Origin of the sequence: Microbacterium sp. (assembly GCF_047606685.1) — a bacterium.
GTDB lineage: Bacteria > Actinomycetota > Actinomycetes > Actinomycetales > Microbacteriaceae > Microbacterium.
Genome location: NZ_JASGEC010000049.1, coordinates 29209 through 42043 on the forward strand (window position 1 = coordinate 29209; position 12835 = coordinate 42043).

Genomic DNA, 12835 nt, shown 5'->3' on the forward strand with positions numbered 1-12835 from the left:
CATAACGGACTCTGCCGCGGGCCCTGCCCCGCCGTTTTGTTAGGTTCCTTACGTGCCCGCTCTCGCTCCCGCCCTGGCGTCGATCGGGCGGGCGTGATGCGCACCGTCATCCATTCGGCGCGCCTCGTCGACGACGGCCGCGTGACCGACGACGCGTGGGTGCGCTTCGACGGCGGCCGGGTTGCCGAGGCCGGCACGGGGGATGGATGGCGCGCCCGCCCCGCAGACGAGGCCGTCGACGCCAGAGGCGGGTTTCTCACGCCGGGCTTCATCGACCTGCACGGCCACGGCGGCGGGGGCGCCGCGTACGACGACGGGCCCGCCGCCATCCGCGCCGCCCGTGCCGTGCACCGCGCGCACGGCACGACCCGCGCGGTGCTCTCGCTCGTCGCCGCGCCGCTGGACGACCTCGCCGCTCGCGTGGCGATGATCGCCGAGCTCGCCGCGTCCGACGCCGACATCCTCGGCTCGCACCTGGAGGGGCCGTTCCTCGACCCCGCGCACAAGGGCGCGCACGACGCCGCCCTGCTCGCGCTCCCCACGCCCGCGGCGGTGGAGCGGCTGCTCGCGGCCGGCGCCGTGCGCCAACTGACGCTCGCGCCCGAGCTGCCCGGCGGGCTCGACGCGATCGCGCGCATCGTGGCGGCGGGCGCGGTCGCCGCCGTAGGGCACACGGGCGCCGACGCCGCCACGGCGGCCGCCGCGTTCGACGCGGGCGCGACGGTGCTGACGCACGCCTTCAACGCGATGCCGGGCCTGCACCACCGCCGCCCCGGCCCGGTGGCCGCGGCGGTGGCCGACCCGCGGGTCACGCTCGAGGTCATCGCGGACGTCGTGCACCTGCACCCTGCGATGGTGCGGATCGCGTTCGCCGCGGCGCCCGGCCGCGTCGCGCTGGTGACCGACGCGATGGCAGCCGCCGGCGACGGCGACGGCCGCTACAGCCTCGGCGCGCGGGCGGTCGACGTCGTGGACGGCGTGGCGCGCCTGGCGACCGACGGCACGATCGCCGGGTCGACCCTCACTCAGGACGCCGCGCTGCGCGTTGCGGTGGGCGCGGGCGTGCCCCTCGCCGACGCGGTCGCCGCTCTGACAGCCACGCCCGCGAGGGCGATCGGCGAGTCCGCGCTCGGGTCGTTGCACGCAGGCTTTCTCGCCGACGCCGTGCTGCTTGACGCGGAGCTCGCGGTGCGGGCGGTGTGGTGCGCGGGCGAGCGTGTGCGGCCGCTCCCCTGACCCGACGGGCGTGTGGGACGATCGTGGAGGACCCCCGCCACCGGCCCCACCATGCCGCGCCACGCCGCCCACTGCTGCGGCGACATCGCCGTGTACGGCACGTACGCGTGGTGGCCGGCCGCGCCGCCGGACGGGGACCCGGCGTTCGCGGGCGGGATGCCGCGCAGCCCGTCCGGCCGGTACACCCACAACCTGCCAGTGGCATCGGACCAGGTCGCCGGGTTGTTCCCGGAGTACACGTACGCGTTGAACTGCGCCGGGTTGCCCGCGTCCAGCTCCGGGTCCACACTGAGGAACGTTCCCGTGCCCGGGTCGTAGAACCTCGCCCCCAACAAGGCGAGCCCCGTCGCATCAGCCGGGGCGCGCAGGAACCCGCGCCCGGCCACCTCCCCGTCCAGCACCTCCCCGCCCTGCCCCGCCCGGGCCTGCCCGAACGGGCCTTGTCCGACGACATTGATCTTGTAGTGCGTGCCGCTGATCTTGTGATCGAGATCCGCGGATTCTCAGGCTTCTATTGCGGCCGATGTCGTACGCATAGGATGGCCGGTTGCCATTGACTCTGTAGTTCGTCGGGATCGATGCTCTTTTGGAGTATCCCGATGCCGAGGCCCACACCCCGCCTGTCTCTGCGTCGCACCTTCCGCGAGCGACCCGAACCCGGGTCGCTCGAAGGCAAACCGAGTGGGCCAAGCTCTGGAACACCTCCCCGAGTCCCTGACCGATAACGCCCCTACCGAATCGCCCTGACGGGCCACACCAGGAGACCGAGTGGAAGAGCCCGCCCAGGACTGGGCCTCAGCCACGCCCGCACCAGCGATCCCCTGACCGACCCGAGAATCGCAGACTCTCAGAACCCGACCGGTAGATCAAGGTTGAGACCCCAGACGGCAAAGCGGGACTCCCGGCGCCTCAACTCTTCCGCACGACGTCCGTGTCCCCATAGAGTTCAACCAGATCACGGCGGCGCTGGGAGTCGCTGTACAGGGAAGGGCGCGTCGCTGGTCGACGGCTCACAGGAGACCGCACATGGGGACAGCAGGCGACGCCATCGACACAGCCGAAGGCGGTCGACGTGCGGTCTGGGTGACACGGCTCAGCATTGTCGCCGGCATCGCAGCCGTCGCGCTGATCCTGACCGCGGCAGTCGGCGCCTGGTCGCGCGCCCCCTGGGCACTCGCCGACCCCGGCCCATGGTGGATGCCGTACCCCGGCAACGGGTGGTACGCGGCCACGCTGCTGCTGTGCATGGCCGTCGCTTACACCGCGCACTGGGGTCCGCGCCGCCGCCGCTTCTGGCGATCGAGATCGGGCAGCGCCCCTGCATCCATCCTCAGCATCATCGTAGGGCTGGCGTCAGCATCCGCTGTGCTCGGTGTCAGCGCCTTCGCACCCTGCGCGCGCGGCGAACTGCCCGCAGTCCGCTCTCTGACGTGGACCATCCTGCTGTTCGTCGGCAACCTCGAGACCAGTGCCATCGGCCCGGGTGCGGTGCTCGAACAGTGCACGGGGGCGATACCGCTCGCGCTCACGCTGGCGCGATTCGGCGCGATCGTGGCGACCTTCATCGGCGCGGTGACGGTACTGCTGGTGGTCTCGCGGGAGCAGTTCTCGCAGCTGCAGGCCCGCCTCTCCCCGGACGTCGACATCGTCACCGGCCTGGACGCGCTGTCGATGCCGCTCGTACGCGCGCTGATCGTGGAGGCGCGGCGACGCCACGAGCCCGACCACTGGTTCACGCGCCGTCCGCACGAAAGGTTCGGCCGTGCGCCGCGCACCCGGGTCGTGGTCATCCACCCGCAGCGCGACGACCCCCTGGCGAGCGAAGCCGTCGAGGCAGGGGCGTGCGTGCTGACGGGCGACCCTACGAACGCCCTGATGCTGCGGCCGATCCTCACGACGCGCTGGGGCACCCGGTCGAGCGTACGCCGGCTGTACGCGGTCTCCGCCGACCAGCAGCAGAACCTCGCCGTGCTGGATGCCGCCCACCAGATGCTCGAGACTGCGCAGAAGAAGGCGCACGACCTCGCCGGGATCGCGCTGATCGTGCGGCGAGCGCTGAACGCCGTCGGCGACTTCTTCACGGCGGGCGGCGAGGTGCCGCTGGTGTCCCGGCTGATCGCCAGGCTCGACGACCCGCGTGAGGCTCGCGACTGGCGGCTGCGCCACATCACGAAAGATGCGTGGTTCGAGGACGCCATCAGCGTGGACGATCTGCTGGCCGGCGCGCTGGTCGCCCGGCTGCTGACGGAGGAGGCTCCTCCGCCCACACACCTCCTGGTCGCCGGCGACACTCCCCTGACCGTCGCCGTGCTCGATCGGCTGCTGTGGCGGGACTGGAAGGCCGCCACACTCGACCGCCCTCGCCACCTCCAGCGGGTCACCGTGTGCGGGCCGCGTGCCGAGCGGGTGGTGAGGGGGTGGTCGGTACGACGCTCCCCCGCCGATGCCACGATCACCCCGGTCGTGGTCGAGGCGCAGGAGGGCGACTGGGAGCTCGTGGCCGATCAGTTCGCAGCATCCGCCGACGCGCTGATCGTCACCGACCCGAGTCCCGATACGCTGGTGCGCGCATCGCGGGTGACTCGCCTGCATCCACGGCTGCTGGTGTTCGCTCCCGACCCGGATGCCGGTGGCCTCAGCGATCTCGACTCCGCCACCGGCGTGGTGCGATTCGGCCCCACGCTGCTCAGCAACGGCGGCGCACCCGAGGATTCCTGGACCTCGCTCGCCCGCCTGCAGCACGCCCGCTGGCGATCCCCCGGCGACCGCGCGGCCCAGCGCCGCTGGGGTTCGCCGACCGATCCGCCGGGCGACCGCCTCCCCGAGTTCTACCGGGAGGACAACCTGCGCCAGCTGCGCAACATCCTGCAGGTCGCTCCCGCACTGCTGCACGCGGAGTGGGCTCCCGTCGTCGGTGGTTCGCCGACAGCCGCGATCACCGCAGACGAGCTGGACCGCATCGCCGAGAAGGAGCATGTGCGGTGGGTCCAGCTGCGCGTGGCGAGCGGATGGTCGGGGCTGGACCTCATCCCTCCCGAGGGCGAGACCGCGTCTGTCAAAGCCCGCAGACGAAAGCGCGAGGAGGAGCGCCGGGTCAGCCCGTACCTGCGCGGCTGGGACGAAGGGGAGGTCGCCGGCAAGCATCCCGAGCTCCTGACGAAGCTGGCCCCCGAGCAGCGAACGACCGTGATCACAGAGCTGCATGAGACCAACCGCGATGGCGTCCGAGACATCCTGGGCGCCCTGTACCACTGGGGCATCGCGCCGAAGCGCGATGGTGTGTGGCTCGTCGCGCCGGCGGATGCCGCGGAACAGACGGATGCGCCGTCCCAGACGCTCCTCGATGAGCAGCATCCGCACCGCTACGACCGCACCGGCACGGCATGGGCGTGGCTGCTCACCGAGCCGCGCGAGTGGCAGACCGACACGGGCGACACCCTGCGCGGCGAGGCGGGCGACTGGTGGGTGGTGACGCCCGACGGCTCGGCGCGCACGGTGGCGGCATCCGAGTTCCCCCAGCTGTACGAGCAGGTCGATGCTCAGCTACACCGCCGCCACGGATCCGTCAGCGCCCGCCGGCTCGACGCGCCGCAGGTCGTGGAGTCGCTGGAGGGCAGCGTGAACGCCCGCGCCGGCGACTGGCTCGTCACCGATGATCGCGGAAACAGCTGGCCCGTTCCGGACGCTCAGTTCCGTGCGTCGTATCGCCGTTCCGAGGAAGAGCCCCGACGGTGAGCGCAGCAGCCCGGAGCACCGCGCATTCGCAGCGCCGTCCGCTCGGCGCTCGCCTTCTCACCGTCGTGTTCACCGTCATCGTCCTGGCGCTCATCGCCCTGAGCTACGGCGCGCTCGCAAAGCATCAGGTCGAGGACGAGAGGTCTCGGTTGGCGAGCCCGGCGGATGTCGACGCGACCCCCGTGCTCGACGCCGTCAAAAAATGGCAGCCGAGCCCGGATGCCGTGCTCTCCGGCCCAAAGGTCGCCACGCAGCCGCTGATGGCATGCCAGCCCGCGCAGACGTTCACGTGGAGCATCGCGGGTGTCCCGCGCACCCAGATCGCCATCGCCGCCTGCGTCGATCAGTTCTCGTCGAACGGTGTGTCCGCCTTGGCGTCCGCCACTCAGAGCAAGCCGCTGAACTCCGACCACATCATGCACATCAGGACCAACCTCGACAAGCCCGTGCAGGTGCGCACCACGGGCACGCAGGGGATCGTCTTCCGCACCTGGTCGGCGGGGCAGTTCGCGTACGTGATGCGCACGCAGTGCGCGGGTGATGTGAAGGCGTGCGATGCCGAGAACGCCGAGCGCACCCAGTCGCTGGCAGACGCTCTGCCGCCCGTCGACATCGATCGCCAGACTGCGCGCGACTCCGGCACACTCGGAGTGCTGATCTTCAGCCTCGTCGCCACGGTCATCGTCCTCGCAGCGCTGATCGTGCCGCGCATCCTCGTGAAGCGCAGCCTGGCGCGCCCTATCAGGGGGCTCCCGGCGGACGCGATCGATGCCGACACCTCGGCGGAGTTCACGAACTTCGCCCGCATCTCCCGCGGAACCGGCATGTTCATGACGATCCTGTGCTCGGTGCGCATCATCGCGGATATCGCACTCATCAATGCCATGGGCATCACGGGCTTCGCCGACGACCTGCGCGACCCGATCCTCTGGGGTGCGCTGATACTGGGCATCCCGATGTGGGCCCTTGGCGCGAAGCGCCTGCGTCGACTGGACATCCATCGCACTCAGCTCGTCGGAGGCTCGACGGCGTCCGCTGTCGGTCGCGCACTGGTCACGGCCACGCGGGTCGGCCTCGGGTTCGTGGCGCTGCTGCTGATCGCGACGCTCACCGGTGGCTATGTCGGTGTCGCCACGCCCAACCTGAACATTCAGGTGCACGCGATCGACCTCGCCACCCAACCGCCGTACCGGTTCTTTCCGCAGACCGTGCTGTTCCTGTTCATCGTGGTCGCCGCGCACGGCCTGGTATGGGCGCTCCTCCTGCTGGTCGCGCTGGGAATCGCCCTCATCGCGCTCACCGGTCTCGGGCACCGGCTCGCAGTGGCCTCGATTCACGAGGAGCAGCAGAGCGACCCTCGGCCGCCGATCCTGCTGCTGCGCTCGTTCGACGAGGACCACTCGAAGGTGGCCACGCGTGTGCTGCGCCCGAGTCTGCTCCCGCTCGGGTTCACCCCGGTGCGCCGGATGCCGTTGGAGCAGGTGCTCGCGCACGGACTGCGCGCGTTCGGTCCTGTCGTGGCGATCACGCCGCCCGGCACGCGGCTCCCGCAGCTGGGCGCGGCCAAGAGCACGTTCACCGACGACGAATGGCGACCCGCGATCGAGCAGCTCGCAGCGGAGTCCCTCGCGGTCGTGGTGCAGGCTACGCCCCCATCGATCACCAAGGACGGCTTCGGCTGGGAGCTCGATCTGCTCGACAAGGTGATCCAGCACGACCGGCTGATCCTGGTGCTCGGCCCGTACCCCGAGCAGGAACGCGACGAGCGGTGGGCGAGGTTCGTGGAGTACGCCTCGAAGAACCCCGCCATGACCGAGCTCGCGACGATCCATCCGCCCAAGGGCCTGCGCATCGCCGCGCGCTCCACCGAGCACGGCTGGAAGCTCTACGGCGGCGAGAAAGCCGACGACGCCACCTACCTCGCTGCGCTGCGCATGGCGGCCGTCGAGCTGGACGAGGACTGGCGCTCCGAGGTCGCGTTGGACGCCGAGCTGAGAGACCTGCTGTCCGGCGGAGCGCAGCCGGCCTCGGGCGGTGGCGCATGACCGCGCGTCGGCAGTCGCGCCGCACCCTCCTGCTGCTGATCGTCGGCGGCGGGGTGGTCGTGATCGCGATCGTCGTGATCGCGGTCACCCTCGCTCTCAACGGTGCGAAGCCCCCGGCATCCGCCGCGAGCACGCCGACCGCAAGCCAAACACCGGCAGACGCGCCGCCGTCGAAGGCGGAGCTCAAGACGCTGCAGTCGGCCCTGCACAGCGGCGACGTGTCGAAGGTCGCGCCGTACCTCGACGCCGACGCGTCGGCGATCGACCCGGAGTTCATCGCCAACGTCGCCGCCCTCGGCATCACCTTCGACTCCGCCGCCGCCAAACAGGTCGCCCCCGGCATCTTCGAACAGACCGCGCACGACAAGGGAGGGAACGCATGGCGCATCGCACTTCAGCATCAGGGCGATCGGCTGCTGCTCGTCTACGCCGAGCCGGCCTGAGCCTGCTCACGGCGTTCGCACTCGCCTTCGCCGCGCTCGCGCCCGCACCGGCGGCGGCGTCGACCCCGGCGCCGCTCGGCTGCTCCACGGCATCCGATCCCCTCCCCTCCTCCACCACGCGACGTCCGGTGGTCTACGTGCACGGCTGGACGGCGAACGCGAAGAGCCTCGACAACGCGAGCCGAGCCCTGCAGTCGGCCCTGGGCGACACCTACCAGGTGCTCCGCTTCGACTACGGCACCATGTCGACCACCTGGCCGGTGGGCACGAGCATCGCCGACTGCCTGGCGCAATACCTGCGCACCGCCGCCGACGCCTACCAGGGCGGCACGCGCGGCGCGATCGCCGTGGGACATTCCATGGCCGGGATCGCGATGCGCGCGGCCGCGAAAGTGCTCACGGATGCCGGGAACGCAGACGCCCTGATCGGCATCGTCACGATCGCCACCCCGCACAAGGGCACCCCGATGGGCGACAATCGCGCGGCGGAGCTGCTGCAGACCGTCAAGGCGATCACTGGGGCCGTCGCGGGAGACGCCGAGGCTCCCCCGCTGCTGGGAGGCTCGAACGCCGCGCACTGCCTGGGCGTGGACGCCGGATGCCTGAAGCCGCCGTACATCCAGGGCGACCAGCGCATCGCGACGATCGGCACGCAGATCGTGCTGGAGCATCGCATGTTCGGCATGAAGTGGCTGCTGAAGGATTCGCAGATCCCCGTGTTCGGCGACGCGATCGTGCCGCTGTCGTCATCGACCGGCTACTTCGACTCCGGACCGGGCGCGTACACGACCACGCAGATGTTCGGTTCGCAGGACTTCACGTGCCTCGAGAGCCAGTCGGCGCTCGCGACGGCGGCCAAGGCGGTGGGGCTGTCCGGAGTCGACGACGTGCTGCACGCGGTGACCGACCCCGGGGTGGCGGACTCGTTCCGCACCGGCCGCTTCGAGCCGATCCAGCTCGAGTACACTGTGACGGCGCTGTTCTCGCAGTGCTCGCACCTGAACGTGCTGACCTATCCCCCGGTGGTGCAGAAGGCGGCCGACTACGTGCGGGCGATGGTCGCTGCCGCTGAGCGCCCGGCCGAGCAGCGTGCACTGGATCGCCGTCGGTGGCTGTACGAGATCACGACGGCGGACGCCGACGGCACGGGCGGTCAGACGGATGCCTTGTTCGGCGACGGACAGCAGGAGCATGCCTTCTCCACGGCGCAGGCGCTCGGATGCCGTGCGGACGCGCCGGTGAGCCACGAGTACGATCTGGGCGGGACTTTTCAGTCGCTCACAGCCACCGTGGGAAATCGGCTGGGCAGCGACCCGACGCTCGTGTCGCACTGGAGCTTCGATGCCGACGGCAGCACGACCGAGTTCGATCTGACCGGGCGTTCCACGATGCCCGTGCAGTTGGATCTGTCCGGAGTGAAGAAGCTGACGATCACGGCTGCAGCGTCAGGAAGCCCGTCGTCGGGCGAAGCTGCAGCGGTCGGATGCTCGCTGGGCACGCCCGTGGGTGTGCTCGGCAATGCGTACCTGCTCGAGGTGAACAGCACCGACGACGGTTCCGGCCCAGGCGCCGGTGCCGGCGGATCGAGCAACCTCGCGGCCAAGTACGGCTGGCCGACGAACCGGCACGACAGCAACGGAGCGTTCTACATCTGGCTCGGAGCCGCCTCGGCGTGGGGCACCGTGAAGATGGGCATGGTCGACTGGCTGGCCTGCGACGCGAAGCAGGTGTGCATCGCCGGAACCGAGAACGAGGTGCTGGTGACGTACATGAACTCCGGTGGCCGGCAGGTCGCCGCCGAGTTCACGGCATCAGAGCCCGCTGTCGACAAGCTCAAGTCATTGAACGCTTCGGACCAGGAGCTGAAGGAGCTGCTGCAATGACCCAGACCCTGTTCGGTTCGCTGGCCTTCGTGCTCGCCGGCGCGGTGCTCGTCGTGCTGGTGAGGCATCGATCGCGCATCGATCCGGGCACGAGAGATCATCGCGAACGGCGTGACGCCGGCGAAGACATCTGGTCGTGGTTCGCGCAGTTCGAGCAGCGAGGAGGCCGGGTTCAGGATCTCGAGGGCCTACCGATGATCGAGACGCTTCGCTCACGGCTGATCCCCTGGCGGGCCAGCGCCCAGGTGCTCACCGTGCTCACGCTGACCTGGCTGGGTTTCCTGCTGGGCTGGTGGTGGGTGATACCGGCGCTGCTGCTCATCGTCGCGGCAGGCGGCTACCTCGGCGAAGTGCAGGTGTTCCTCGCCGACGACATGAGCACCGAGTGGAGGTACCAGAACGACAAGGCGCAGCTGCTCGGCGGAGTGCTGGTCAAGAGCGTCGTACTGGCCGCGGCACTCACCTGCCTGTGGGTTGCCGGTCTGCTCCTTCCGACGGGCGCCTGGATCGTCGGTTTCGCACTGATCGGACTCGGCTGCGTGCTGATCGACCGGTGTCATCTGCCGGCACGCTGGCTGGAGAGCCGCATCCGCGACCGCCATCAGGCGGAGTTCGCCGAGCAGACCTCGGACGGGGCGATCCTGTATCTGCGCTCGTTCGACGACGACTCGGTTCGGATCTACGCCCCCGTCGCCTCGCACGGCTGGCATCTGCCCCTGATCCCGCAGCGAGTGAGATTCGAAGAGCTCGTCGAAGCGTGGACCGTGCGCGCAGCCAGCCATGTGATCGCAATCGGGCGTCCGGGCGAAGAGCGCCCGACACTCGGAGCCGAGCGCACCTATTGGACGGACGAGACATGGCAGGGCGCGGTCCGCAGCACCGCGGCGCGATGCAAGGCCATCATCCTTGTGGCCGGAGTCACCGAAGGTCTGGGGTGGGAGATCTCGACGCTGGCCGAGATGGGCGTGCTCGGCAAGACGCTACTGCTGCTGCCACCTGACACACCGGAACGGACTCGGGTCCGCTACGAACGCATCACCGCGGCGACCAATCGCGCGCAGGACGTGCTGATCGACGCAGCGGACATGCTGCGCACCGTTCCTGCGCTGGGATACACGCCGGAAGGCACCCTGGTGCACTACTCGTCGTTCGGTCGGGACTGGGCGTCATACGTGACCGCCGAATCCCATCTGCTCGGAACTCTGGCCTCGGGCATGCGGTTCGAGGATGCCGACAACATGACCCAGCTGATGGAGCTCAGCGAGGATCCCATCGCCCAGGCCCGGCTCGCGGCGCTGAAGCTGAAGAACGCGGAGCTGGCCGAAAGCATCCTCGACGACGCAGCCCACACGGATCCGGATGCCGAGACGACGACCCGTGTGCAGATCGGACGGGCGGCCGTGGCGCTGGCGGCCGGCGGAACCCGGGGCGCGGTCCGCGAGGCCCTCGCCGCTGCGCCCGCGCCGGAAGGTACGCCCCTGACAGAACTGCGGGCTCAAGCACTGGCGGCACTCGATCAGGAGACGGTGCACCCGGATGACCTCTTCGCGCTGATGCTGCCCTCGGCGCTGTTCGCGCCCGCGACGCAGCGCCGCAGTGAGACGATCCCGTTCGCTGTGCAGGCCCGGCTGATGAGGCTGTGGCAGCTCGCGAACGACAAGCAGGAGAAGGAGCAGCACCAGGCAGCCATGGATGCTGCGATCTCGGCATCCGAGCTCGCACGCCGACACGAACTCCCCCTCGCGATGTCATGGTCGGACGCGTTCACAGCCGAGGAACTCGGGTTCTTGGGCCGCACTGCGGACGCCGCGAAGCTCGCTCGGGATGTGCTGGCGCGCGACTTGCCCGACTCGGCGAAGCTGGGCGCGATGTCGGTGTCGGACGGCGAGGTGAAAGACTACGCCGCCGCGGTGCTGTTGGACATCGTCCCGACTTCGACGAGCGAAGGACGCGCCGAGCACGTGCGCGTGCTCGAGGAGCAGCACAGCCGGCGCGTGGCCGACGGCAGCCGTGCGGATGCCGCGGACACAGCACAGCGGCTGGCTCTGTTCGCCGTGGAAGACGGGAATGCCCCTCTGGCGAGGCGCTGGTGCGCCCTCGCCCTGAGTGAGTTCGCCGCCCTGGGGCAGCCCCAAGGGCAGGCCGAGACCCTGACGACCCTGGGACGCGCCGAGCTGGATGCCAGAGAGTACGACCGAGCGGGCGAACTCGCGCGGCAATCCCTCGAGCTCATCGAGCAGAACGCATTCGAGAGCCTGGAGTCGGATGCGCTTCACGTGGCCGCGCTCGCCGCCGCCGGGCTCGCACACCGCGATGCGTCCCCGCAGCTGCATGAAGCCGCACTCACGGCGCTTGGTCGTTGGATGAAGCACGGCATCGAGAAAGGATTCGATGGGAACCAGGAGCTGGAGCTCAGAGCAAAGCTCGCCGAGCAGCTCGCAGCACTCGAACGCTGGGAAGAGGCAGAGAACGAGCAGGCACGCGCTGTGGAGTTGTGCGAGCAGTGGTTCGGCGCGAACGATGACCGCACGTTCTGGCCTCGTCTGACGCTTGCCAGGTACGTCAGGGACAGCGGCGATACCACGGCGGCGTGGACCGCGGTGAAGCGAATCGCCGCAGAAGCCGAGGAACTGGAGTTCTTCGGCGACCTTCATCTCCAGGAACAGATCCTGCTGACCCAGGCCGACCTCGCGGAGAGGACAGGAGACGTCGACGCCGCGGTTGCGGCTTACAAGGAACGGGTGCGAGTGCTCAACCTGCGGGGAGACCAGGCTGCGATCCCCTGGACTCTGGACAGGGCACTGTTCGCATTGCTCGACGCCGCGCGAGGCGACGAGGCGATGGCAATGCAGCACAGCGTCGTGGAAGATTATCGCGTCAGGTTCGGGCCGGAGTCATCCGAGTTCGCGCGAGCGGTCGAAGGCGAGCACGCCGTGCGATGGCAGTGCTGTCGTCGTGAGGCGACGGCGCTCAGCCGCGATGGTGACCTACCGGCGGCAATCGAGCGCTGTCGACGCTGGCAACGCGAGCGCGTGGAGGCCGACGATCCGTCGGCAGTGCGTGCAGTACGCGGCGCAACGCTGCTGGGCCGCTACCTCTGGAAGAACCGCCAGCATGACGAGGCGCAGCAGATACTGGCTGAAGCTCATGCCCGCGCTGTCGAAGCGCTGGGACGCGCCCACGAAGCCTGCATCTCCTGCCTGACGCAGCGCCTCGGCTGCGTGTGGGATGAGGGCGACATGCGGCAGGCGGTTCCGCTGCTCGAGGATATCTATGCAGACGAAGTCGAGGCGTCAGGTCGGCTGCACGAGGATCCGATCGGCACGCTCGGCTGGCTGGCGCGCGCTCACCACGCGCTCGATGAGAACGACCAGGCGAGGGCCTACGCGGAACGCGCGATCGCTGACGGGCGCGAGCTGTGGGGAGCGACAAGCGAACAAGCCGCCGAGCTGGAGGAGCAGCTGACTCCGATCCTCCAGTTCCAGTAACCGCT

The 12835-nt window shown here is 69.8% G+C and carries 7 protein-coding genes and 1 pseudogene; 7 read left to right on the plus strand and 1 reads right to left on the minus strand.

The features are described from left to right. The first annotated feature begins 96 nt into the window (after positions 1 to 96). Positions 97 to 1236 (plus strand): N-acetylglucosamine-6-phosphate deacetylase, encoded by a 1140-nt coding sequence (locus tag QM611_RS05325; protein ID WP_415078866.1) that lies wholly within the window; start codon positions 97 to 99, stop codon positions 1234 to 1236. Between the two features lie 51 nt (positions 1237 to 1287). Beyond that, positions 1288 to 1554, plus strand: a complete 267-nt coding sequence (locus QM611_RS05330) for a hypothetical protein (RefSeq protein ID WP_415078898.1) — start codon at positions 1288 to 1290, stop codon at positions 1552 to 1554. Here the strand turns inward: QM611_RS05330 and QM611_RS05335 are convergent. Beyond that, positions 1491 to 1637 (minus strand): annotated as a pseudogene (locus QM611_RS05335) (hypothetical protein); the annotation flags it as partial. The gene QM611_RS05330 and the pseudogene QM611_RS05335 sit on opposite strands and share 64 nt — an antisense overlap. A gap of 625 nt (positions 1638 to 2262) precedes the next feature. Here QM611_RS05335 and QM611_RS05340 point away from each other — a divergent pair. The 5 genes from QM611_RS05340 (at position 2263) to QM611_RS05360 (ending at position 12830) form a co-directional block, all read left to right on the plus strand. Next, complete coding sequence (locus tag QM611_RS05340) at positions 2263 to 4971, plus strand: hypothetical protein (protein WP_415078867.1); 2709 nt, start codon at positions 2263 to 2265, stop codon at positions 4969 to 4971. Next, positions 4968 to 7016 carry a hypothetical protein gene (locus tag QM611_RS05345; protein WP_415078868.1) on the plus strand — a complete coding sequence of 683 codons (2049 nt, stop codon included), beginning with the start codon at positions 4968 to 4970 and terminating at the stop codon, positions 7014 to 7016. The genes QM611_RS05340 and QM611_RS05345 overlap by 4 nt, the downstream gene beginning before the upstream one ends. After that, positions 7013 to 7459, plus strand: a complete 447-nt coding sequence (locus QM611_RS05350; protein WP_415078869.1) for a hypothetical protein — start codon at positions 7013 to 7015, stop codon at positions 7457 to 7459. Before QM611_RS05345 ends, QM611_RS05350 begins: the two co-directional genes overlap by 4 nt. Positions 7460 to 7587: 128 nt before the next feature. After that, positions 7588 to 9342 (plus strand): alpha/beta fold hydrolase, encoded by a 1755-nt coding sequence (locus tag QM611_RS05355; protein WP_415078870.1) that lies wholly within the window; start codon positions 7588 to 7590, stop codon positions 9340 to 9342. Beyond that, on the plus strand, positions 9339 to 12830 hold the full coding sequence (locus QM611_RS05360; RefSeq protein WP_415078871.1) for a hypothetical protein: 3492 nt from the start codon (positions 9339 to 9341) through the stop codon (positions 12828 to 12830). The genes QM611_RS05355 and QM611_RS05360 overlap by 4 nt, the downstream gene beginning before the upstream one ends. The last annotated feature ends 5 nt before the right edge of the window (positions 12831 to 12835 follow it).